Annotated in this window: 22 protein-coding genes and 1 pseudogene; 11 read left to right on the forward strand and 12 right to left on the reverse strand. The window is 71.5% G+C overall.

Annotated features, from left to right (window positions below; all coding sequences use genetic code 11):
- Both AB3M81_RS16335 and AB3M81_RS16340 read right to left on the reverse strand, forming a co-directional pair.
- The gene (locus AB3M81_RS16335; protein ID WP_412904985.1) at positions 1-528 is read right to left on the reverse strand and encodes a Clp protease N-terminal domain-containing protein; all 528 of its coding nucleotides are present in this window, start codon (positions 526-528) and stop codon (positions 1-3) included.
- A complete protein-coding gene (locus AB3M81_RS16340) occupies positions 528-737 on the reverse strand; it encodes a helix-turn-helix domain-containing protein (RefSeq protein ID WP_412904986.1) in 210 nt (69 codons plus the stop codon). Before AB3M81_RS16340 ends, AB3M81_RS16335 begins: the two co-directional genes overlap by 1 nt.
- 205 nt (positions 738-942) lie before the next feature.
- Between AB3M81_RS16340 and AB3M81_RS16345 the strand changes: the two genes are divergently transcribed.
- Positions 943-1,518 carry a dihydrofolate reductase family protein gene (locus AB3M81_RS16345; RefSeq protein ID WP_412904987.1) on the forward strand — a complete coding sequence of 192 codons (576 nt, stop codon included), beginning with the start codon at positions 943-945 and terminating at the stop codon, positions 1,516-1,518.
- 55 nt (positions 1,519-1,573) lie between these two features.
- Positions 1,574-2,611, forward strand: a complete 1,038-nt coding sequence (locus tag AB3M81_RS16350) for a GNAT family N-acetyltransferase (protein WP_412904988.1) — start codon at positions 1,574-1,576, stop codon at positions 2,609-2,611.
- Positions 2,612-2,685: 74 nt separating this feature from the next.
- On the opposite strand, the gene AB3M81_RS16355 is transcribed toward AB3M81_RS16350, so the two are convergent.
- Entirely contained in the window at positions 2,686-4,791 is a 2,106-nt protein-coding gene (locus AB3M81_RS16355) for a thiamine pyrophosphate-dependent enzyme (protein ID WP_412904989.1), read from the reverse strand.
- A gap of 106 nt (positions 4,792-4,897) precedes the next feature.
- On the opposite strand from AB3M81_RS16355, the gene AB3M81_RS16360 reads away from it, so the two are divergent.
- The 4 genes from AB3M81_RS16360 to AB3M81_RS16375 all read left to right on the forward strand — a co-directional run bounded on the left by AB3M81_RS16360 (position 4,898) and on the right by AB3M81_RS16375 (position 10,580).
- The gene (locus tag AB3M81_RS16360) at positions 4,898-5,344 is read left to right on the forward strand and encodes an OsmC family peroxiredoxin (RefSeq protein ID WP_412904990.1); all 447 of its coding nucleotides are present in this window, start codon (positions 4,898-4,900) and stop codon (positions 5,342-5,344) included.
- Between the two features lie 144 nt (positions 5,345-5,488).
- The gene (locus AB3M81_RS16365; RefSeq protein WP_412904991.1) at positions 5,489-9,292 is read left to right on the forward strand and encodes a multifunctional oxoglutarate decarboxylase/oxoglutarate dehydrogenase thiamine pyrophosphate-binding subunit/dihydrolipoyllysine-residue succinyltransferase subunit; all 3,804 of its coding nucleotides are present in this window, start codon (positions 5,489-5,491) and stop codon (positions 9,290-9,292) included.
- Positions 9,292-9,468: a DUF6104 family protein gene (locus AB3M81_RS16370; RefSeq protein WP_412904992.1), complete on the forward strand. Its 177-nt coding sequence runs from the start codon at positions 9,292-9,294 to the stop codon at positions 9,466-9,468. The genes AB3M81_RS16365 and AB3M81_RS16370 overlap by 1 nt, the downstream gene beginning before the upstream one ends.
- A 182-nt stretch (positions 9,469-9,650) precedes the next feature.
- On the forward strand, positions 9,651-10,580 hold the full coding sequence (locus AB3M81_RS16375) for a type IV toxin-antitoxin system AbiEi family antitoxin domain-containing protein (protein WP_412904993.1): 930 nt from the start codon (positions 9,651-9,653) through the stop codon (positions 10,578-10,580).
- Between the two features lie 111 nt (positions 10,581-10,691).
- Here AB3M81_RS16375 and AB3M81_RS16380 read toward each other — a convergent pair whose 3' ends face one another.
- From AB3M81_RS16380 to AB3M81_RS16390, 3 genes are all read right to left on the reverse strand, one after another.
- Positions 10,692-11,660 carry a zinc-binding dehydrogenase gene (locus AB3M81_RS16380; protein WP_412904994.1) on the reverse strand — a complete coding sequence of 323 codons (969 nt, stop codon included), beginning with the start codon at positions 11,658-11,660 and terminating at the stop codon, positions 10,692-10,694.
- A gap of 32 nt (positions 11,661-11,692) precedes the next feature.
- Positions 11,693-12,907, reverse strand: coding sequence for an NAD(P)-dependent malic enzyme (locus tag AB3M81_RS16385; protein ID WP_412904995.1), 1,215 nt, complete (start codon positions 12,905-12,907; stop codon positions 11,693-11,695).
- 116 nt (positions 12,908-13,023) lie between these two features.
- Complete coding sequence (locus tag AB3M81_RS16390; protein ID WP_412904996.1) at positions 13,024-13,419, reverse strand: hypothetical protein; 396 nt, start codon at positions 13,417-13,419, stop codon at positions 13,024-13,026.
- 182 nt (positions 13,420-13,601) lie between these two features.
- On the opposite strand from AB3M81_RS16390, the gene AB3M81_RS16395 reads away from it, so the two are divergent.
- The gene (locus AB3M81_RS16395) at positions 13,602-13,853 is read left to right on the forward strand and encodes a WhiB family transcriptional regulator (protein ID WP_412904997.1); all 252 of its coding nucleotides are present in this window, start codon (positions 13,602-13,604) and stop codon (positions 13,851-13,853) included.
- Between the two features lie 9 nt (positions 13,854-13,862).
- Here AB3M81_RS16395 and AB3M81_RS16400 read toward each other — a convergent pair whose 3' ends face one another.
- Entirely contained in the window at positions 13,863-15,260 is a 1,398-nt protein-coding gene (locus AB3M81_RS16400; protein ID WP_412904998.1) for a sensor histidine kinase, read from the reverse strand.
- Positions 15,261-15,312: 52 nt separating this feature from the next.
- Between AB3M81_RS16400 and AB3M81_RS16405 the strand changes: the two genes are divergently transcribed.
- From AB3M81_RS16405 to AB3M81_RS16415, 3 genes are read left to right on the forward strand one after another with little or no spacing between them, the layout of a single operon-like run.
- Complete coding sequence (locus tag AB3M81_RS16405) at positions 15,313-16,989, forward strand: acetolactate synthase (RefSeq protein WP_412904999.1); 1,677 nt, start codon at positions 15,313-15,315, stop codon at positions 16,987-16,989.
- Positions 16,989-17,351, forward strand: a complete 363-nt coding sequence (locus tag AB3M81_RS16410; RefSeq protein WP_412905000.1) for a thioesterase family protein — start codon at positions 16,989-16,991, stop codon at positions 17,349-17,351. The genes AB3M81_RS16405 and AB3M81_RS16410 overlap by 1 nt, the downstream gene beginning before the upstream one ends.
- A gap of 40 nt (positions 17,352-17,391) precedes the next feature.
- Entirely contained in the window at positions 17,392-17,466 is a 75-nt protein-coding gene (locus tag AB3M81_RS16415) for a 50S ribosomal protein bL37 (RefSeq protein ID WP_369797015.1), read from the forward strand.
- A 61-nt stretch (positions 17,467-17,527) separates the two neighbouring features.
- Here the strand turns inward: AB3M81_RS16415 and rsrA are convergent, their stop codons facing one another.
- The 4 genes from rsrA to AB3M81_RS16435 all read right to left on the reverse strand — a co-directional run bounded on the left by rsrA (position 17,528) and on the right by AB3M81_RS16435 (position 19,921).
- Complete coding sequence (gene rsrA / locus AB3M81_RS16420; protein ID WP_412905001.1) at positions 17,528-17,791, reverse strand: mycothiol system anti-sigma-R factor; 264 nt, start codon at positions 17,789-17,791, stop codon at positions 17,528-17,530.
- Positions 17,788-18,402: a sigma-70 family RNA polymerase sigma factor gene (locus AB3M81_RS16425; RefSeq protein WP_412905002.1), complete on the reverse strand. Its 615-nt coding sequence runs from the start codon at positions 18,400-18,402 to the stop codon at positions 17,788-17,790. Before AB3M81_RS16425 ends, rsrA begins: the two co-directional genes overlap by 4 nt.
- An 88-nt stretch (positions 18,403-18,490) precedes the next feature.
- A complete protein-coding gene (locus AB3M81_RS16430) occupies positions 18,491-19,198 on the reverse strand; it encodes an SOS response-associated peptidase (protein ID WP_412905003.1) in 708 nt (235 codons plus the stop codon).
- 75 nt (positions 19,199-19,273) lie between these two features.
- A complete protein-coding gene (locus AB3M81_RS16435; protein ID WP_412905004.1) occupies positions 19,274-19,921 on the reverse strand; it encodes a hypothetical protein in 648 nt (215 codons plus the stop codon).
- Positions 19,922-20,231: 310 nt separating this feature from the next.
- Here AB3M81_RS16435 and AB3M81_RS16440 point away from each other — a divergent pair.
- Positions 20,232-20,909 (forward strand): annotated as a pseudogene (locus AB3M81_RS16440) (RNA polymerase sigma factor); the annotation flags it as partial.
- Positions 20,910-21,370: 461 nt separating this feature from the next.
- Here AB3M81_RS16440 and AB3M81_RS16445 read toward each other — a convergent pair.
- Positions 21,371-22,414 (reverse strand): glycine zipper domain-containing protein, encoded by a 1,044-nt coding sequence (locus AB3M81_RS16445; RefSeq protein ID WP_412905019.1) that lies wholly within the window; start codon positions 22,412-22,414, stop codon positions 21,371-21,373.
- Positions 22,415-22,439 lie beyond the last annotated feature (25 nt).

Raw genomic sequence — 22,439 nt, forward strand, 5'->3', positions numbered from 1 at the left:
TCAGGCCGCGGACCGGCCCTCGACGGCGGCCCGCAGGTCGTCGACGTCGACGCCGGCCCGCACGAGCGCGTCGCGTCCCGGGCACGACGCGCGCAGCACGCCGAGCAGCAGGTGCCCGCCGTCGATCCTGCGGTCGCGCTGCCGCAGCGCCTCGCGCAACGCCAACTCGAGGGCCTTCCGCGCGTCCTTGCCGAACCCCTGGCGCCTCGTCGATCGACGGCGGGCGCGGTCGAGCGCGCCGGCGCCGAACGTGCGGTCGGCCGCGGAGCGGACGGCCTCGAGGTCGATGCCGAGGCCGGCCAGGGCGTCGGCGTCGAGCCCGTCGCCGCTCAGCTCGCGCGCCAGGTCCTCGGCGATGCGGCGGGGATCGACGCCGACCGCCGCCAGCGCGTCGCGCGCCGGGCCCGCCCGGTCCGCGAGCACCAGCGCGAGGTGGCGCGTGTCGATCGTGCGGGTGCCGGTCTCGCGGGCGACGTCCTGCGTGGCGATGACCGCCTCGCGGGCCTCGTGCGTGAATCGTTCGAACATCATGTCCTCCTGCCGTGCTTCTGGTGCACCGCCTGCTTCGTGACGCCGAGGGCCTCGGCGATCTCCTGCCACGACCAGCCCAGCTCGCGGGCGCGCGTCACCTGCAGCGCCTCGAGCCGGTCCGCCAGCTCGCGCAGCGACCGCACGGCCCGCAGGCCGCGCTCCGGGTCGTCCCCTGCGGCCGCGTCCGTCCAGTCCTTGGCTGCCATGCCGTCAACGTTAGTTGACGCCGTGCGGATCGTCAACATCTCTTGACGCACGCGGCCCTTTCCACCCCGGTCCCGCTGCCACTACCGTCGGATCACTGAGACGACGTGATGGCTCGGGCCTCATGCGACACGGGCGGCTCACCCCGCGGACCGCTCCCCGGCCCCCGGCCACCCCGCCCCCGCCACCTGGGAAGGCACCGTCATCGTGACCACCTACACGTTCGACGTCTTCATGAGCCTCGACGGCTACGGCTCGTACGGTCCGGGTGGCGACTGGGGCGGGTACTGGGGCAAGCAGGGGCCCGAGCTGCTGGAGCACCGGCTCGCGCAGTTCGGGCACCGGCAGCGCATGGTCTTCGGCGCCACCACGATGCGCGAGTTCGCCGAGATGTCGGCGAGCAACGAGTACCCCGAGGTGCAGGACTCGTGGGTCGCGCGCATGAGGAGCATGCCGACCACGGTCGTCTCCTCGTCCTGGCAGGGCCCGGTCGACTGGCCTGACGCGACCGTCGAGCGCGGGGACGCCGTGGACGTCGTGCAGCGGCTCAAGCAGGAGTCGGACGTGCCGCTGCGGTCGCACGGGAGCCTCGCGATGAACTGGTCACTGCTGGCCGCCGGGCTCGTCGACGTGGTGCAGGTGACGGTCTTCCCGGTGCTCACCGGCCTCACCGGGACGAGCCCGGTCTTCGCGGGCGTGGGCGATTTCGACCTCGAGCTGCTGGAGAGCCGCACGCTGGACGGACGCACCCTGCAGCTGGCGTACCGGCCGACGCGGCACTGATCACACTTCCCGTCCCGAGCGTGCACGCGCCGCACATCCGGCCACAATGGTCCCGATGCCCGACACGACGAACGACGCCAGGACCGCCCTTCCCGACCTGCCGAGCCCGTGGCGCGCCCGCGTTCCCGGCTACGCCGACATCGCCGCCCTCGTCGAGCTGAGGCGGCTGGACGAGCTCCAAGGCACCGGCGAGGCCCACGTGGATCCCGCCGGGATCGAGTCCGAGGTCGCCGGACAGGCCTCGTGGACGCGGCGCCAGATCGTCGCGGTGGGCGACGACGACGTGCCCCGCGCGTGGATCACCGTGCACGACCGCGCCGCCGGCCGAGCGCTGATCTGGGGCTACTTCGACCGCGACGTGCCCGAGGTCGACCAGCTCGCGGAGGCCTTCTACCGCTGGGCCGAGGAGGTCGCGGTCGCGATGGCGCGCTTCCGCGGCGTGCAGGCCACCCGGCTCGACGAGAGCCCGTTCGCCGGCGACACCCGCCAGCAGCGCTGGCTGGAGCGCGCGGGCTACGTCAAGCGCCGCACGTGGCTGCACATGGAGCGGCCCATCACCGAGGCGGACGCCGCGCTCGAGCCGCGGGCGGGCGTCATCGTCCGTCCCGTCGAGCGGCACGAGAACGGGATGCCCGTGGCGGCCGACCTGCAGATCGTGCACGAGATGCTCGAGAAGTCCTTCGAGGACCACTTCAACTCGTATCGCGAGAGCTTCTCGGAGTTCGTCCAGCGCCTGCGCGAGGAGCCCGGCCACAGCTGGGACCACTGGTGGCTCGCGTACGTCGACACCGAGGACGGGCGGCGCGTCCCGGCGGGCAGTGTCGTGTGCACGCGGCTGTCCGCGCCCGAGGGCGGCCGGCCCGGCTCGTACGTCGAGTACATCGGCGTGAATCGCGCCGCCCGAGGTCGTGGCGTGGCGAAGTCGCTGCTGGCCACCGTCATCGCCGACGCCGCGCGCAGCGGCCGCGACCGCGTGGGACTCGAGGTCGACGCCGACTCCCCCACGAACGCCGACTCGCTCTACCGGTCGCTGGGCTGGGAGACGGACTACGTCACCGAGTCCTGGTTCAAGGACATCGACCTCACCGGCTGAGCTGGACCCGCCTCTCCCGCTGAGTTGCACGTTCGGCCGCCGACACGCCGCGACTGGCCGGCGAAACGTGCAACTCAGCGGTGGAGGACGGCGGCGACGATCTCGTCCTCGCCGAGCAGGACCGTCTCGGCGGCGGGTCCGAGCGGGATGTAGCTGTCGGCGCTCGCGACGCGCGTGATGCGGCCGGGATGCCCGGCGGCCACGAGCGCGCTGACGATCCCCTCCCCCACGCCGCCGGAGTGCCGCGTCTCGTCGACCACCACGACGTGCTCGAAGCCCTCGCACGCGCGGACGATCCCGGCCTCGGGCAGCGGGGCCAGCCAGCGCAGGTCCACGACCGTGACCTCGACGCCCTGCCGGCGCAGCGTCTCGGCGGCCCGCAGGCTCAAGTACGTGCCGTTGCCGAACGTGAGCAGCACGGCGTCGCGGCCCTCGCCGTGCACACCGAGCTCGCCCGGAGCGATGACCCGCTCGGCCTCGGGCGGCGCCGTCCACAGCCCGTCGCCGTCCTGGTGCAGGTCGCGCGAGTGGTACCTCGCGATCGGCTCGAGGTAGACGCACACCCGGCCCTGCCGTGCCAGCTCGTGGCACGCGCGCAGCAGGCCGGGCGCGTCCGCCGGGTGGCTCGGCACCGCGAGGACGAGCCCGGGCACGTCGCGCAGCACGGCGACGGAGTTGTCGTTGTGGAAGTGCCCGCCGAAGCCGCGCTGGTACGCCAGTCCGGCGATCCGCACGACCATGCCGTTGCGGTACTGCTCGTTCGAGAAGAACGCCAGCGACGCCGCCTCCCCGCGCAGCTGGTCCTCGGCGTTGTGCAGGTAGGCCAGGTACTGGATCTCGGGGATCGGCACGAACCCGGCGAGCGCCGTCCCGAGCGCCGTGCCCAGGACCGTCTGCTCGTCGAGCAGCGTGTCGAACACGCGCAGCCCGCCGAACTGCTTGCGCAGGCCGCGCGTGACGCCGTAGACGCCGCCCTTCACCCCCACGTCCTCGCCGAACACGAGCGTCTCGGGGTGCTCCTCGAGCAGCTCGGCGAGCGTCGCGTTGATGGCTTGGCCCAGCGTGCGGCGCGGCCCGTCCGCGGCGCGGCCCGGCTCGCTCGCCACCTGCGGCACCGCGAGCGGCGCGACGACCGCCGCGCGGCTCTCGAGCTGCGGCTCGGCCAGGACGGCGGCCGCCTCGTCCATGACCCGAGAGCGCGTCCGCTCGTACAGCGCCAGCGCCTCGGCACCGGTCAGCGCACCGGCGTCGACCAGCGCCTGGGCGGTCGCGACGATCGGGTCCTGCTCGTAGTCGGCCTCGATCTGGCGCTGGGTCCGGTACGCGATCTCGGCGTCGGACCCGGCGTGGCCGAGGAAGCGCACGGTGCTCAGGTGCAGCACGCCGGGACGCCGGGTCGAGCGGACCTCGTCGAGCGCCGCCTGCGTCTGGTCCAGCAGGCCGACGGGGTCGTCCCCGTCCGCCGCCCGGTACGTCACGCCCGGCAGCGCCGAGAGCATCGCGCCCGGCCAGCCCGCCGGCGACGCCGTGCTGATGCCGATGCGGTTGTCCTCGCACACGAACAGCACGGGGCACGGCAGTCCCCGGTGCGCCAGGTAGGCCGAGGCGTTGAGCGCCCCGACCGCCGTCGAGTGGTTCGCCGACGCGTCGCCGAACGAGCAGATCACGACGGCGTCGTCCGGCCAGGCGGTGTGCCGGCCGAGCCGTCGCGCGAAGCCCAGGCCGAGGGCGAGGCCGACCGCCCGCGGCAGGTGCGAGGCGATCGTCGATGTCTGCGGGATGATGCTGAGCGCCGGATGCCCGAACACCTTGTGCCGGCCGCCCGACATCGGGTCGCTGCGGGCGCTCACGAGGCTCAGCAGGACCGCGCGGACGCCGTCGTCGCGGCCCGCCCTGGCCGACCTCGCCGCGTACAGCCCGCCCGAGCGGTAGTGCAGCAGCGCCGGGTCGCTCACGCGCGACAGCAGGCCGATCGCGGCGTTTCCCTCGTGGCCCGCGGAGCCGATCGTGTAGTAGCCGCGGCCCTGGCCCTGGAGCCACCGGGCGGCGAAATCGAGGTGACGGCTCTGGACCTGCGCCTCGAGCAGCGCACGCAGCTGCCCGACGTCGCCGCGGGGGCGATCGGCTCGCGGCTCGAGGGTCGGCAGCACTCGCGCGACGTACGCGTCGATCGTCTCCACCCGTCGAACCTAGGAGCCGCGCACGCACCTGTCCACGGAACGTGCGCATGTCGGCGAACGTGGCTAGCGTCGAAGAGGAACGCCCACCGAACCCTCAGGAGGCACCATGCCCACTCGCACCGCACGCACTGCCTGGGACGGCGGCTTCGACGACGGCTCCGGCCAGGTCGAGCTCACGTCGTCCGGTCTCGGCACGTTCGAGATGTCGTTCCCGAAGCGCTCGTCCGAGGACGGGGGCGGCGCCACGAACCCCGAGGAGCTCATCGCCGCGGCGCACTCCTCCTGCTACACGATGCAGCTGACGGCCCTGCTCGGGAAGGCCGGCGCCACCGTGAACGCGGTCGAGACGAGCGCCGACGTCACCCTGGGCCCGGACCCCGACGGGGGCTTCCGCATCACGCGCATCGCGCTGACCGTGCGGGCCGAGGCCGAGGGCGTCAGCGACGCCGACTTCCAGGAGATCGCCGAGGAGGCGAAGGAGACCTGCCCCGTGAGCAAGGCCCTCGACGGCGTCGACGACATGACGCTGGACGCCACGCTCGAGACGGCCTAGCCGCTCGTCGAGCACTGACCTCCGGTTACCGACGGGTTGCGCGACCTGCCTGCACCGTGTCGTGCGTGCGCGTTACCCTGTACAACAGTCCAGCACCCCCTGCGCGATCACGCGAGCAACTTCCCGGAAGAGGCGATTCTGGCCGTGGCCGAGTCCTCCCCCAGCGCGTCGGCGACCGACGCATCACACCCCGACTTCGGCGCCAACGAGTGGCTCGTCGAAGAGATGTACGACCAGTTCACCGCCGACCCGTCCTCGGTGGACGCGGCGTGGGCCGACTTCTTCCGCAAGGGAGGGTACGGATCGGCCTCCGGCAACGGCTCCTCGGCGGCGACGAGCGGCTCCAACGGCAGTGCGCCGAAGAGCAGCTCGTCGAGCAACCCGTCTGAGCTGAACACCAAGGAGCCGGCGAACGAGCCGTCGGCGCAGCAGCCGAGCAAGCCGGCCACCCCCGCCAAGCCGGCGCCCGACCGGGCGGCCGAGGAGAAGAACCCGCCGGCCCCGGCCGCGGCGCCGACCTCCCCTGCCGTGCAGAAGCCGAAGTCGCCGACGCCCAAGCCCCAGCCGACCCCGCAGCCCGAGGCCACCGGCCCCGGCGAGGTCGAGAAGGTCGTGCTCAAGGGCGCGGCCGCCCGCACGGCGACCAACATGGACGCCAGCCTCGCGGTGCCCACCGCCACGAGCGTCCGCTCGGTGCCGGTGAAGCTGCTGTTCGACCAGCGCGTCGTCATCAACAACCACCTCGCGCGCGCCCGCGGCGGCAAGGTCTCCTTCACGCACCTGATCGGCTTCGCCGTCGTCCAGGCGCTCAAGGCGATGCCCGAGATGAACACCGGCTTCGAGTACAACGAGAAGGGCAAGCCGGTCCAGCTCAACCCCGAGCAGGTCAACTTCGGCCTGGCCATCGACGTGCAGAAGTCCGACGGCTCGCGTCAGCTCATGGTGCCCAACATCAAGGGCGCCGAGAAGATGGACTTCGCCCAGTTCTGGCGCGGCTACGAGACGATCGTGCGCAAGGCGCGCGACAACAAGCTCGAGGTCAGCGACTTCCAGGGCACGACGGTCAGCCTGACCAACCCCGGCGGCATCGGCACCAACCACTCGGTGCCGCGCCTCATGGCCGGCCAGGGCGTCATCATCGGCGTCGGCTCCATGGAGTATCCCGCCGAGTTCCAGGGCGCGTCCGAGGACACCATCGCGCAGATGGCCGTCTCGAAGATGATGACCCTCACCTCGACGTACGACCACCGCGTCATCCAGGGCGCGCAGTCGGGCGAGTTCCTGCGCCGCATCCACCAGCTGCTGCTGGGCGCGGACGGCTTCTACGACGACATCTTCCGCTCGCTGCGCATCCCCTACGAGCCCATCCGCTGGGCCCAGGACATCTCGGTGCGCCACGACGACGACGTCGACCGCCAGGCGCGCGTGCTCGAGCTCATCCACTCGTTCCGGGTCCGTGGCCACCTCATGGCCGACACGAACCCGCTCGAGTACCGCCAGCGCACGCACCCCGACCTCGACATCGCGTCGCACGGCCTCACCCTGTGGGACCTCGACCGCGAGTTCCCCGTCGGCTCGTTCGGCAAGGCCTCGGGCAAGCGCTTCATGAAGCTGCGCGAGATCCTGGGCATCCTGCGCGACTCGTACGTGCGCACGATGGCCGTCGAGTACATGCACATCCAGGAGCCCGAGGAGCGGTCCTGGTTCCAGGAGCGCCTCGAGCGCCCGCACGTCAAGGAGCCCCGCGAGGAGCAGCTGCGCATCCTGCAGAAGCTCAACCAGGCCGAGGCCTTCGAGACGTTCCTGCAGACGAAGTTCGTCGGCCAGAAGCGCTTCAGCCTCGAGGGCGGCGAGACGATGGTCCCGCTGCTCGACGAGATCTGCGAGGGCGCCGCCGCCGACGGCCTCGAGGAGGTCTGCATCGGCATGGCCCACCGCGGCCGCCTCAACGTGCTGGTCAACATCGCCGGCAAGGACCCGGCCCAGGTGTTCCGCGAGTTCGAGGGCAACATCGACCCGCGCACCGTCCAGGGCTCCGGCGACGTCAAGTACCACCTGGGCGTCGACGGCGAGTTCACCTCGGTCCACGGCGACAAGATCAAGGTCTCGGTCGCGGCGAACCCGTCGCACCTCGAGGTCGTCGACCCGGTGCTCGAGGGCATCGCGCGCGCCAAGCAGGACGTGCTCAACCGCGGCGAGGAGTTCCCGGTGCTCCCGGTCCTCGTGCACGGTGACGCGGCGTTCGCCGGCCAAGGTGTCGTCGCCGAGACGCTCAACCTGTCCCAGCTGCGCGGCTACCGCACGGGTGGCACGGTCCACGTGATCGTCAACAACCAGGTCGGCTTCACCACGAGCCCGTCCTCGTCGCGCTCGTCCACGTACTGCACCGACGTCGCCCGCATGATCCAGGCGCCGGTCTTCCACGTGAACGGCGACGACCCCGAGGCGTGCATCCGCGCGGCCCAGCTGGCGTACGAGTACCGCCGCACGTTCCACAAGGACGTCGTGATCGACCTCGTCTGCTACCGCCGCCGCGGCCACAACGAGGGCGACGATCCCAGCTTCACCCAGCCGCTGATGTACGACACGATCGAGAACAAGAAGTCGGTGCGCAAGCTGTACACCGAGGCGCTCGTCGGTCGTGGCGACATCACGCTGGAGGAGGCCGAGGAGGCGCTCAAGGAGTACCAGAAGCTCCTCGAGTCGAACTTCCAGCGCGTCAAGCAGGCCGAGCACGACCCGGCCTACACGCGCACGCCGGACTACCCCGAGAAGCCCTTCGACGACGACCTCGTCACGTCGGTCACGCCCGACGTGCTCAAGGCGGTCTCGGACGCGTACACCAACGTGCCCGACGGCTTCACGGTCCACCCGAAGGTGCTGCCCCAGCTGCAGCGCCGTGCCGCGTCGATCACGGCCGGTCCCATCGACTGGGGCACGGGCGAGATCATCGCGATGGGCTCGCTGCTGCTCGACGGCCGTCCCGTCCGCCTCGTCGGCCAGGACTCGCGCCGCGGCACCTTCACGACGCGCTTCGCGACGATCATCGACCGCCAGTCCGGCGACGAGTGGACGCCGCTGCAGCACGTCGGCGAGGACCAGGCCTCGTTCTACGTCTACGACTCGCTGCTGAGCGAGTACGCCGCGCTCGGCTTCGAGTACGGCTACTCGGTCGCGCGTCCCGAGGCGCTGACGATGTGGGAGGCCCAGTTCGGCGACTTCGTCAACGGCGCCCAGTCGGTCATCGACGAGTACATCAGCTCGGGCGAGACCAAGTGGGGCCAGAAGTCCGGCGTCGTGCTGCTGCTGCCGCACGGCTACGAGGGCCAGGGCCCCGACCACTCGTCCGGCCGCATCGAGCGCTTCCTGACGCTCGCCGCGAACGACGAGATGACGATCGCCCAGCCGTCGACGCCCGCGTCGTACTTCCACCTGCTGCGTCGCCAGAACCTGCAGGCCGAGCACCGTCCGCTCATCGTCTTCACGCCGAAGTCGATGCTGCGCAACAAGCAGGCCACGAGCCAGCCCGAGGACTTCACGTCCGGCACGTTCCGCCCGGTCATCGGCGACGAGACCGTCGACGCGGCCAAGGTCGAGCGCGTCATCCTGTGCTCGGGCAAGGTCACGTGGGACCTGATGACCGAGCGCAAGAAGCGCGAGGGCGACTCGCCGCGCACGGCGATCCTGCGCCTCGAGCAGCTGTACCCGCGCCCGGTCGAGGAGATCAAGGCCGAGCTCGCGAAGTTCACGAACGCGCGTGAGCTGCGCTGGGTCCAGGACGAGCCCGAGAACCAGGGCCCGTGGCCGCACGTGGCGCTGCACCTGAAGGACGCGTTCGACCTGCCGATGACGCAGGTCACGCGCCCGGAGTCGTCCGCGCCCTCGGCCGGCTCGCACGCGGTGCACGTCACGGAGGCCAAGGACCTCATGGACCGCGCGTTCGCCTGATGTACTTCACCGATCGTGGGATCGAGGAGCTCTCGGCCCGCCGCGGGGAGGAGGAGGTCTCCTTCGCGTGGCTGGCCGAGCAGCTCTCGCTCTTCGTGGACCTGAACCCCGAGTTCGAGGTCCCCGTGGAGCGGCTGGCCACCTGGCTGGCCCGCCTCGACGACGACGAGGAGTAGCCCTCCGCCTCCGGCGGACGAGATGTGTAGCGCTGCCCACCCGATTTCGGCCTTTCCGGCCGGATTGGGGTGGGCATTGCTACACATCGGGGTGAGGACGGGCCCTGGGGACACCGGTCGCCCCGTCCACAGGGGTCGTCCCACGCCTTCTCCCTCAGACGCGCGGCTGCCAGCGTCGGGGCATGCACGAGGTTCCCGCCGAGCTCAAGGACCGCCCGTTCACCGTGGCCGAGGCCCGGTCGGTCGGGGTGACTCCGCGCCAGCTCGAGCACGCGCGCTTCCGCCGTCTGTTCCGCGGCGTCTACATCGGCGCCGACCGCGAGGTCACCTTCGGGGACTGGCTGCGCGCAGCCGTCCTGGCTGGACCCAGCGATGCGATCGTCAGCCACCGCAGCGCACAGCAGCTGTACGGACCCGAGCTCACGTGGAACGACGACCGCATCCACCTCTCGACGCGCCGCAACGCGGTCTGTCGCGAGGATCGGATCCGAGTGCATCGCCGCAAGCACGCGATCTCGTCCCGCGTCGTCAACGGACTCCCGGTCACGAGCCCGGCGCGGACGTTCGTGGACTGCGCCCTGCGTCTGACCTTCGTCCAGCTCGTCGTCTTCGGGGATTGGCTCATCCAGCGCGGACTGGTGACCTTCGACGAGCTGCTCGCGTACTGCCACGACCGTCACCTCGACGGCGTCGTCGCGGCACGACACGCCATGCGATACCTCGTCGCAGACTCACGCTCCCCCATGGAGACCCTGGTCCGCCTCATCCTGGTGTTGGCCGGGTTGCCGGAGCCCGCAGTGAACTCCGTCGTCTTCGACGAAGTCGGCCGCAAGGTCGCCACCGTGGACCTGCTGTACGTGCGGTTCCGGGTCGCCATCGAGTACGACGGTCGCTGGCACGAGCTGTCGCCCGACGAGCGACGATGGCTGCGCGACCGGCGTGAACGGCTCGAGCGCCTCGGGTGGACCGTCATCACGGTGTTCGACACCGACCTGCCGAAGCCGACGGTGCTCGTGGCGCGCGTCCATGACGCACTGACCCGAGGCGGCTATCGCGGGCCCCGGCCCCAGTTCACGCGGCAGTGGCGCGCGATGGTCCACTCACGCCTGTGACGGACCTGCGGTCCGCGAGATGTGTAGCGGCAACCACGTGGGAACGGCCGATCAGGGTCGAAATCCGTGGATACCGCTACACATCTCGTCCGCCGGAGGCGGAGGGTGGGCTCAGCGGGTCAGGACGATCTTGCCGAAGACGTCGCCGTCGATGACGCGCTGCAGGCCGTCGGCGGCGTCCTCCATGGGGATCTCGGCGTCGATGAGCGGCTTGGTGCCGGTGACGGCCATGAATTCCGCGAGACGGCGCAGCTCGTCGCGCGTGCCCATCGTGGAGCCGTGGACGCGCATCTGCTGGAAGAAGATGCGGGTCAGCTCGGCGTGCGACGGGGCATCGCCGGAGGTGGCGCCGGCGATCACGAGCGTGCCGCCGGGACGCATGGACTTGATCGAGTGCGACCACGTGGCCGCGCCGACCGTCTCGATGACCGCGTCGACCTTGACGGGCAGGCGCTCACCGGAGTCGAACACCTCGTGCGCGCCGATCTCGAGCGCGCGGCGGCGCTTCTCCTCGTCACGGCTGGTGGCGAAGACGCGGAAGCCCGCTGCCCGCGCCAGCGTGATCGCGGCGGTGGCCACGCCACCGCCGGCGCCCTGCACGAGCACGGCGTCGCCGGGGTTGAGGTCGGCCTGCGTGAAGAGCATGCGGTACGCCGTCAGCCACGCCGTGGGCAGGCACGCGGCCTCGGCGAACGACAGGCGGTCGGGCTTGGGGATGACGTTGCGGCGCGGCACGGCGACCTTGTCGGCGAACGTGCCCTGGTACCGCTCGGACAGCAGGGAGCGCTTCGGGTCGAGGGTCTCGTCGCCGACCCAGTCGGGCTGGCTGATGACGGCGTGGACGAGGACCTCGTTGCCGTCCTCGTCGTAGCCGGCGGCGTCGCAGCCCAGGATCATCGGCAGCGACTCGTCGCGCAGGCCGACCCCGCGCAGGCTCCACACGTCGTGGTGGTTGATCGAGGCGGCCTTGACGGTCACCGTCGTCCAGCCGTCGGGCACCTCGGGGTCAGGGCGCTCCCCCACCACGAGACCCTTCATCGGGTCCTTCGGATCCATCGACTCGGCGTAGACGGCGAACACGGGCGACCTCCTGGGTGGTGGGCTACGGAAACTCAGTAGGGGCGGCGGGCCAGCCCGTCGCGGCGCGCCGTGTCGGTCACGGCACGCGCCACGGCCTGCGAGACGCGCGGGTCGAACGGCGACGGGATGATGTGCGACTCGGTCAGCTCGTCGTCGTCCACGAGATCCGCGATGGCGCGGGCCGCGGCGAGCTTCATTGACTCACTGATCTCGGTGGCGCGCACGTCGAGTGCCCCGCGGAAGATGCCGGGGAACACGAGCACGTTGTTGAGCTGGTTCGGGAAGTCCGAGCGGCCCGTCGCCACGATGCGCGCGTACCGGTGCGCCACGTCCGGGTGCACCTCGGGGTTCGGGTTGGCGAGCGCGAAGATGATCGCGTCGGGCGCCATGCGCGCGACGGCCTCCTCGGGCACCGTGCCGCCGGAGACGCCGATGAACACGTCGGCGCCCTCGAGGGCGTCGGCGATCGTGCCGGGACGCGCCCAGCCGGCGGTCTCGTCCGCGAGGAACTGCTTGACCTCGTTGAGGTCATCGCGCTCGGGGGTGATGACGCCCGCGCGGTCGCACACGCTGATCTTGCGGACGCCGGCCGAGCGCAGGATCTTGGTGATCGCGACGCCCGCGGCGCCGGCGCCGGACATGACGACCTTGATCTCGTCGGGCTCACGCTCGGTGAGGCGCAGCGCGTTGTAGAGGCCGGCCAGGACGACGACGGCGGTGCCGTGCTGGTCGTCGTGGAAGACCGGGATGTCGAGGGCCTCGACGAGGCGGCGCTCGATCTCGAAGCAGCGAGGGCTGGAGATGTCCTCCAGGTTGATGCCGCCGAACGTCGGGGCGAGGCGCACGACGGTCTCGACGATCTCGTCGGTGTCGGTGGTGTCCAGCGCAACGGGGATCGCGTCGACGCCGCCGAACTGCTTGAACAAGATGGCCTTGCCCTCCATGACCGGCATGGCGGCCGAGGGGCCGATGTCGCCCAGGCCCAGCACGGCGGTGCCGTCGGTGATGACCGCGACCGTGTTCGACACCCACGTGTAGTCGTGAGCGGCCTCGGGATCGGCCGCGATCGCCTCGCAGACACGGGCGACGCCCGGCGTGTAGGCCAGCGACAGGTCGTCCGCGTTCGCCACGGGTACCGTCGAGGCCACCTCCATCTTTCCGCCGCGGTGCAGGGAGAAGACAGGGTCGTCGAGGTCGTTCAGCGTCATGGGCAGGTCAGCGTCGATCTGGTGGAGGGAGGTGGACATTTTTCCTCGCGCAGCGTGAAAGTCAGGGTGCGAACGGCGCCGATCCGGCGTCCGGGTGCGGGATGGTGGCCGCAGGGAGGAGGGGTTGTGCCCCAGCGTCCAGTGTCGCACACGTCTCATTCCTCCCGGTCGTCGGCCAGCGCGCGACGGGCCGGGCCGGTGGCCAGGCAGGCCAGCACCACGATCGCCGAGACCGCGATGGCGATGCCCACGGCGCGGTTGTCGCCGGTGTTCTGGTCGGGGTTGCGCAGCGACCAAGCCAGGCCGAGCCCGATCAGCTGGGCCACGACGACGGGCCCGCGCGCGCCGTGCCACGCATGGAGCAGTCCCCACGCGGCGGCCAGCAGTCCCACGCCGATCAGCATGAGCACGAGGCCGATCCCGATCCCGACGCCCTCACGCCCGGGCACGAGGCCGCCCAGGTCCAGCACGGCCAGCACGACGAAGACGAGGGCCTGACCGGCGACGACGAGGGCGGCGACGATGAGCGGAAGTCGCGAGGCGAGAGGCACCCTCTCAGGCTAGCGAAGCGGAATTTCAAGCATTTCCGGCCCGACACCTTTGTGACATTTCCGACAAAACCCACATCGCACAACTGTTGTCATGTGTTGGAAACCTTGGGAAACTCGTGTGAGGTAGCGCGCCGTTGACGTGCGCGCTCGTTCCCCATCTCGGAATCGAAGGAGACATCTGTATGGATTGGCGTCATCGTTCGGCGTGTCTGGACGAAGATCCTGAGCTCTTCTTCCCGATCGGGAACACGGGCCCGGCCATCCTCCAGGTCGAGGAGGCCAAGATGGTCTGCCGTCGCTGCGACGTGCGTGACCAGTGCCTGCAGTGGGCCCTCGAGTCCGGCCAGGACCACGGCGTCTGGGGCGGCATGAGCGAGGACGAGCGCCGCGCGCTCAAGCGTCGCAACGCGCGCGCCCGCATCAAGACGGCCTGATCGCCCGGGCTACAGCCCGAAGGCGATCGCCACGGTCGTCCCGCCCCCCGTGGGCGATTCGTACTCCAGCTCCCCCTTCAGCTCGCCTCGCACGAGCGTCGACACGATCGACAGCCCGAGGCTGAGCGTCGGGTCGAAGTCGTCCGGCAGACCCCGCCCGTCGTCACTGACCCGCAGCCGCACTCGGCCCCGGATCCGGTTGACCGCCAGCACCACGCGGCCCCCTTCGGGGCCGAAGGCGTGCTCGGCCGCGTTCTGCACGAGCTCGGTGAGCACCATCGCCAGCGGGGTGGCGATCTCGCCGGGCACGAGCCCGAACGAGCCGACGCGCTCGGCCTTGACCGCTCCTCCCCCGACGTCGAGGACGGTGCGCAGGAGCGTGTCGGCGATGAGGTCGAACTCGACCGTCTCGTCGAACGACTGGCTCAGGGTCTCGTGCACGAGCGCGATCGAGCCGACGCGGCGCTCGGCCTCCTTGAGCGCCTCGCGGGCGGCCGGGATCTCCATGCGCCGGCTCTGCAGCCGCAGCAGGGCGGCCACCGTCTGCAGGTTGTTCTTCACGCGGTGGTGGATCTCGCGGATCGTGGCGTCCTTCGACACCAGCTCGCGCTCGCGCAGGCGCAGCTCGGTCACGTCGCGCAGCAGGATGAGCGAGCCGAGCGGTCCGCTGTCGCCGCGCAGCGGCATGATCCGCAGCAGCATCGACGCGCCGGCGTTCTCGATCTCGGCCTCGGTGTCGCCCGCCCCGAACAGCGCGCTGAACTGCCGGTCGCTGCCCTCGGCGCCGATGAGCGCCGTCGTCACCTCGATGAGGTCGCTGCCGCGCAGGTCGCCCGTCAGGCCGAGGCGCCGGTACGCCGAGAGCGCGTTCGGGCTCGCGTAGGAGACCCGCCCGTCGGCCTCGGTGCGGATGAAGCCGTCGCCGACGCGCAGCGAGTCCGCCAGCTCGGACGGCACGCCCGGCAACGGGAACTCGCCGCGCCGGATCATCTCGAACAGGTCGTCGCTCGTGCGCTGGTACGCCGACTCCAGCGCGCCGGCCGAGCGGCGGTCCGCGGTGGGCCGGCGGCGCACGATGACGCCCAGGCGGCGTCCCGCCCACGTGACCGGCACGGCGGCCTGCGTGATCTCGGTGCCGTCGGGCAGCACCTCGTCGCCCACCGCGGTGAGGTCGCGGGGCACGAACGTGCCCACGACGTCCTCCAGGAGCGTCGTCGGTCCGGTGGTCGGGCGGATCTGCGCGGCGGCCCACATGCCCTTGCTCTCGGCGTCGTCGACCCACAGCACGAGGTCGCTGAACGACAGGTCCGCGACGATCTGCCAGTCGGTGATGAGCGCCTGCAGCCGGTCCACCTGCGGGGTGGTGAGCGCTGTCTGCGCATCGGCGATGTCGTCGAGGGAGGGCACGACCCGAGCCTAGTGCCGCCGCCGGAACCGACTCGCGGGTAACCTGCGTCACATGACGGACGACCAGCAGCTTCCCGAGCCCACCGGACCGCACGGCGGACACCACGCCCTCGACGTCGCGCGGGCGCACGGGGCCGAGGCGATGTTCACCCTCTCGGGGGCGCACATCTTCCCCATGTACGACGCGGCCGTGAAGTCGGACGAGCCCATGCCCATCATCGACGTCCGCCACGAGCCGTCGGCCGTGTTCGCCGCCGAGGCGATCGGCAAGCTCACCCGCACGCCCGGCCTCGCGGTCCTGACGGCGGGCCCCGGCGTGACGAACGGCGTCAGCCCCGTCGCGCAGGCCTACTTCTCGGGCGCCCCGCTCGTCGTCGTCGGCGGTCGCGCGGCCGCCTCGACGTGGGGCACGGGCACCCTGCAGGAGCTCGACCACCCGCCGATCTTCGAGACGATCACCAAGAAGGCCACGACCGCCGCCACGCTCGCCGACATCGCGCCCGTGGTCGACGAGGCCTTCACGCTGGCCGGCTCGTCACACCGCGGCCCCACGTTCGTCGACATCCCGATGGACGAGTTCTTCAACTCCGGCCCGGTCGAGCACACCTCCACCGGCCCGTCGACCGAGCGGCTCGAGCCGGATCCCGAGGGCATCTCCTCGATCGCCCGGCTGCTGGCGTCAGCCAAGCGCCCCGTGCTGATCGTGGGCACCGACGTGTGGGCCGACCACGCCGAGGAGGCCGCGCTGCGCTTCGTCGAGGAGACGGGGATGCCGGCGATCGCCAACGGCATGGGCCGCGGCATCGTGCCCGGCGGTCACGCCAACCTCGTCACGAAGGCCCGCTCCCGCGCGCTGGGCGTCGCCGACGTCGTCGTGGTGGTCGGCACCCCGCTGGACTTCCGCCTCGGCTTCGGCCGCTTCGGCGGCAAGGAGGGCGGCGAGCCCGCCACCACGGTGCACATCGCCGACTCCCCCGGCCAGCTCTCGCAGCACGCGTCGCTCGGCGCCTCGGTCGCGGGCGACCTCACGATGGTCTTCGACGGCCTGCTGGACGCCCTGCAGTCCGGTCCCACGCGTCCGGACTGGGCGCCGTGGCTGTCCGACCTGCGCCAGGTCGTGGCGGCGTCCGTCGAGCGCGACTCGGCGCTGCTGACCGCCGAGGCCGATCCGATCCATCCGGCCCGCATCTACGGCGAGCTCCTCCCCCGCCTCGCCGACGACGCGGTCGTGATCGGCGACGGCGGCGACTTCGTGTCGTTCGCCGGCAAGTTCGTCGAGCCGCAGCGGCCCGGCGGCTGGCTCGATCCCGGCCCGTACGGCTGCCTCGGCGCCGGCCTCGGGGCCGCCATGGCCGCCCGCATCGCGCGTCCCAGCAGCCAGGTCGTCCTGCTGCTCGGCGACGGCGCGGCCGGCATGTCGATCATCGACGTCGACACGCTCGTGCGGCACAACCTGCCGGTCGTGATGATCGTCGGCAACAACTCGGCGTGGGGACTGGAGAAGCCCCCGATGCAGATGCTCTACGGCTACGACGTGGCGGCCGACCTCGCGCCGAACACGCGCTACGACCAGGTCGTGCAGGCGCTCGGCGGCGGCGGCGAGTTCGTCACGGACCCGCGCGAGATCGGTCCCGCGATCGACCGCGCGTTCACGTCGGGCGTGCCGTACCTGGTCAACGTCGCCACCGACGTGAACGCGCTCTACCCGCGCAACACGATGGGCGTCTGATGGCCGAGATCGTCCACACCGTCGCGGCCGAGCACACCGCGCGGGCGGTCGGCAGCGGCGACCTCGAGGTCCTCGGCACGCCCGTCCTGCTGGCGTGGCTCGAGGAGGCGACGTGCGCCGAGCTCGACCTCGACCCCTCGCAGACCAGCGTCGGGACGCGCGTCGAGGTCCAGCACCTCGGCCCGAGCGCGGTCGGCTCGACCATCACGACGCGGGCGACCGTGACGCAGCGGGACGGCCGCATGGTGATCTTCGACGTCTCGGCGCACGACCAGCGCGGGACGCTCGTCGGCAGCGGCCAGGTGCGCCGTGTCGTGGTCGACCGCGAGCGCTTCCTGTCCCGTGTGCCCGCCGTGGAGTGAATGTGGGAGACTAGAGGGTCAGCGTTCTGAGGAGGAGACCATGGGTAAGACCGGTCGCAAGCGTCGGGCGCGCCGCAAGAAGGGCGCCAACCACGGCAAGCGCCCCAACGCGTGAACCGTGACGTGAAAGCACGAAACCCCATCCATCCGGATGGGGTTTCGTCGTTCTGGGGGCGTCAGCCCTGCTCGGAGCGGATCTCGACCTGGACCGAGCGGATGCGGAACAGCACCTTCTCGCGCAGCGGCGGCGGAGCCACCTCGGAGCACGAGCGGCCCACGAGCGACTTCACGATCTGCTCGAGCTGGAACTCGGTGAGGCACTCGGAGCAGTCGTCCAGGTGCGCCTGGATCTCCTCGCAGCTGGCGTTGTCGATCTCGTGATCGATGAAGACGTAGAGGTTCTCGAGCGCCTTCTCGCAATCGGGTCCGTCACAGCTCACTTGGACTCACCTCCCGCGGGGACCTTCATCCCGCGATCGCGCGCGTAGTCGGCCAGCAGCTCGCGCAGCTGGCGCCGACCGCGGTGCAGGCGCGACATCACGGTGCCGATCGGCGTGTCCATGATCTCCGCGATCTCCTTGTAGGGGAAGCCCTCGACGTCGGCGAGGTACACCGCGTAGCGGAAGTCCTCGGGCAGCTGCTGCAGGGCGTCCTTGACGTCCGAGTCGGGCAGGCGCTCGAGCGCCTCCATCTCGGCCGACTTCAGGCCCGAGGACGTGTGCGCCGCGGCGGCGGCGATCTGCCAGTCCTCGATCTCGTCGGTCACCTGCTGCGGCTGGCGCTGCTTCTTGCGGTAGCCGTTGATGTAGGTGTTGGTCAGGATGCGGTACAGCCACGCCTTGAGGTTGGTGCCCGGCTTGAACTGGTGGAACGCGCTGAACGCCTTGGCGTACGTCTCCTGGACGACGTCCTCGGCGTCCGCGGGGTTGCGGGTCATGCGCAGCGCGGCGGAGTACAACTGGTCGAGGAACGGCAGGGCGTCGGCCTCGAATCGGGCCTGACGCTCCTCGGGGGTCTCGGTCGCCAGGTCCACGACGGTGTCGTCAGTCATCACCGTCCAGCCTACTGCGGTCGGCCTGGGTGGGCATGCGAGCATACGGAACCTCCTTCTGGGAGGGTCAACGGGACGGCCGGGGCCGCTATTCCCCCTCGAGCGGGATCGGCTCGACCAGCTCGGGTCCGTTGTTGCGCACGCTGTTGACGGCGGTCGAGACGGGCCAGGCGTCGAGCACGCCCGGCGTCGCCGCGACGAGGTGGTCCAGCGCGTCGGGCCACGGCTCGGCCGCGAGCCAGTGCTCGGCGACGTCCTCGCCCACGATGAGCGGGGCGCGGTCGTGGATCCGCCCGTCCTCGCCCTCGGCGGACGTCGTGAGGATCGTGTACGTGAGCAGCCACTGACCCTCGGGGTCCTTCCAGAACTCGTAGAGCCCCGCGAGTCCCAGCCCGCCCTTCGCGCTCATGAAGAACGGCTGCTTCGGCGGTCGCTTGCCGCCCTTGGGGGCCTCGGGCTGGTACCACTCGTAGAACCCGTCGGCCGGGACGATGGCCCGCCGCTTGGCGAACGCCGTGCGGAACGAGGGCTTCTCGGCGACGGTCTCGCTGCGGGCGTTGATGAGCCGGTTCCCGATCGAGGGGTCCTTCGCCCACGACGGGACGAGTCCCCACTTCGCGGTGACGAGCTCGCGCCGCGACGTGCCCTCGTCCGTGCGGGCCACGACGAGCGGAGCCAGCTTGGTCGGAGCGAGGTTGTAGTCGGCGCCGGTGTCCTCGAACAGGTCCCCCAGGCGCGCCTCGAAGTCGCTCTCGAGGGTCGCGGGGGTCCTGGACGTGGCATAGCGGCCGCACATGCGGCCCATCGTAGGTCGGCTCCCGCCGATCCGGCGGGTTCCGCCACACCCGAGACGGTGGCGGATCCCGCCGGCTCAGCCGGTGAGTGCGTCCAGCACCCAGGTCACGTCCTGCGCGTCGGGCGGCAGCAGCTCGAGCCAGACCCGCGGGGGCGGGGACTCGAACGTCCGGCGCAACAGGACCGTGACGAGATTGAGCGTCGGCTGGTCGAGGCGGTCGCGCTCGGCCAGGACGCAGAAGCGGCGGGGACTGAGCTGCGCGATGACCTCGTCGCCGGGGAAGGCGGTGCGCAGGGCCACACTGACGTCGACCGCGTGGAGGGTCGACTCGAGTGCGTTCTGCTCGCGTCGTGGCAGCTCGACCACGACGAGGCCATGGCGGTCCGCGACCGTGGTGTCGTCCCTGACCGCACCGCGGTACAGCCCGTCGAGGGTGCTGCGCAGGTGCGGCAGGGACGACAGCTGGGTCAGCGGATCCTCGCAGGACGTCTCCAACTGCAGCGCTCGGGACGTCTCAGCCCATGCCACGGCGACACCACGCACCATCGCGAACGACGGTTCGAGGCCGTCGAAGGACCGTTCCACGCGGTCGAGGACCTCGTGGAGGGGAACTCCGAGGGCCGCTGCACTCGCTCCCACCTCGTGTGCAACGTCCACTGCGTCCACCCGGCCGGCACGGACGGCCGAGTCGAGCTCGACATAGGTCGCGTCGAACGGGTCCATTCCGTGCCTCCTCTCGCGATTCCGGGCGCAGTCGCCGTGTTACATCGATGGGACGGGGCGGCGCGCGGAACGTGACGCGACTTCGGCGGGGAAAGTTCGGCCCGCCGTCGCGGCCCGGCTCGGACCGCCGGACCGGCATTTCGCAACTGCGAGTTCATCGCGGACTTCCGCGCCGAAATGGGCCGTAGGGACTACGCGAATCTGGTCCCCCGAAGAAGGGACACGAGCGCATCGGCGGACCTAGACTGAGCACGTGGCCCCCACGGGCCACACCACGTCGTGCACGCCAGCCACCGGGGAGGAGCGGATCGTGACGATCGACGCACACTCCTCCCCTCCCGTCGACGAGCGCAGCGACGCCGAGCTGATCTCGGCGGTCCGCGCCGGCGACTCCGCCTCCTACGGCGAGCTCTACGCCCGCCACCACGTCGCCGCCGAGCGGCTCGCGCGCCAGCTCATGCGCGGCCCCGACGCCGACGACCTCGTCGCCGAGGCGTTCACCAAGGTCCTCGTCACGCTGCAGAAGGGCAACGGCCCGCAGGAGTCGTTCCGCGCCTACCTGCTCACCGCCGTGCGCCGCCTGCACGTCGACCGCATCCGCGCCGTCACGCGCGAGCGCCCCACCGAGGACGACCACGAGCTCGACGGGCGTGTGGACTTCGTCGACACCGCCGAGCTCGGCTTCGAGCGCACCACCACGGCCGAGGCGTTCGCGTCACTGCCCGAGCGCTGGCAGATGGTGCTGTGGCACCTCGACGTGGAGGGCCAGAAGCCCGGCGAGATCGCTCCGCTGCTCGGCATGAGCGCCAACAGCGTGTCGGCGCTGGCGTACCGCGCCCGCGAGGGCCTGCGCCAGGCGTACCTGCAGAAGCACCTCGCGCCGGCCACGTCGGCGACGTGCCAGTTCACGATCGGCAACCTCGGCGCGTTCGTGCGGGGCGGCCTGTCGCGGCGCGACTCCGGCAAGGTGCAGCGCCACCTCGACGAGTGCCGCGCCTGCATGGGCCTGTACGTCGAGCTGCAGGAGTTCAACTCCGGCATGGCCGGCATCCTGGCCCCCGTCGTCCTCGGCACGGCCGCCGCGGGCTACCTGCAGGGCACGGGCCTGGCCGGCGGCGGCGCGATGGCCGGCGCCGGCGGCCTCGTGCGCGGCGGCCAGGGCGGCGGCGCGGCCGGATCGGGCGGCGCCGGTGTCGTCGGCGGCTCCACGCAGGGACTCGTCGGTGCGCTCGGCACGATCGGTCCCGCGGGCATCGCCGCGGGTGCGGCCGCGAGCGTCGTGGTCATCGCGGGCGCCGCGGCTCTCGTGACGGTCGACCGTCCGCCGAGCGTGCAGGAGACGACGCGCGCCGACGTGCCCAACCGCGTCCTCAATCCGTACGGGTCCGACGAGGTCCCGCCGGGCGGCACCCCGCCGTGGGCCACGCCGACCGTGGGCCCCGACCTGCTCTACGACGACGACGTCCTGGAGGATCCGTTCCCGCCCGACGTGCTGCCCACCGAGGACACGCCTGCGGATCCGATCGCCCCCGAGCCGCTGCCGACCGACCCCGCCCCGATCGACCCGCTCCCGCCGCTGCCCGAGCCGACCACCGACCCGACCAGCGAGCCCACTCCCGAGCCGACCACCGAGCCGACGCCCACCGCCGAGCCGACCACCGACGCAACCGCCGAGCCGAGCCCCGAGCCGACCACCGAGCCCACCGTCGAGCCGAGCCCCGAGCCGACCACCGAGCCCACGACCGAGCCGAGCCCCGAGCCGACCACGGAGCCCACGACCGAGCCGACCACGGAGCCCACGACCGAGCCGACCACGGAGCCCACGACCGAGCCCACCGGCGGCGAGCCCACGACGTCCCCCACGTCCGAGCCGACCACGGAGCCCACCACGGAACCGACCGGCGGCGAGCCCACGACGTCCCCCACGTCCGAGCCGACCACGGAACCGACCGGCGGCGAGCCCACCACCTCCCCCACGACGGAGCCGACGACCGAGCCGACCACGGAGCCCACCACGGAACCGACCGGCGGCGAGCCCACCACCTCCCCCACCTCGGAGCCGACGACCGAGCCGACGACCGAGCCCACCACCGATCCGACACCGGATCCGACCACGGCGCCCACCACCGTGCCGACGACGATCCCCACGACGACGCCGACGCAGACGCCCGGTGACACGACGGTGGCGCCGCGCCCGTCCGTGGGCCTGTTCAGCGTGAGCGTCGCGTTCACGGTGGGACGGGACACGCCCGTCGGCCAGCCCGTGACGTTCGCCGTCACGTTCTCCGGCGGCCTGCTGGAGGAGCACGAGCTGACCCTGCCGCTCGGCACCGAGTGGACCTGCACGCGCGCCAACCAGTTCAGCAACACGGTCGTGTGCACGTCGGCGGTCCGCGCCGACCGCACCCTCCCCCGCCTGACGATCCTCACGTCGACCTGGTCGCCCAAGGGCACGTGGTCGCTGACCGCCGGACTGCAGACCAGCCACGGCACGTTCGGCTGAGCAGGCCTGCGCCGG

Source organism: Aeromicrobium jepli, from assembly GCF_047246605.1.
Classification (GTDB): Bacteria; Actinomycetota; Actinomycetes; order Propionibacteriales; family Nocardioidaceae; genus Aeromicrobium.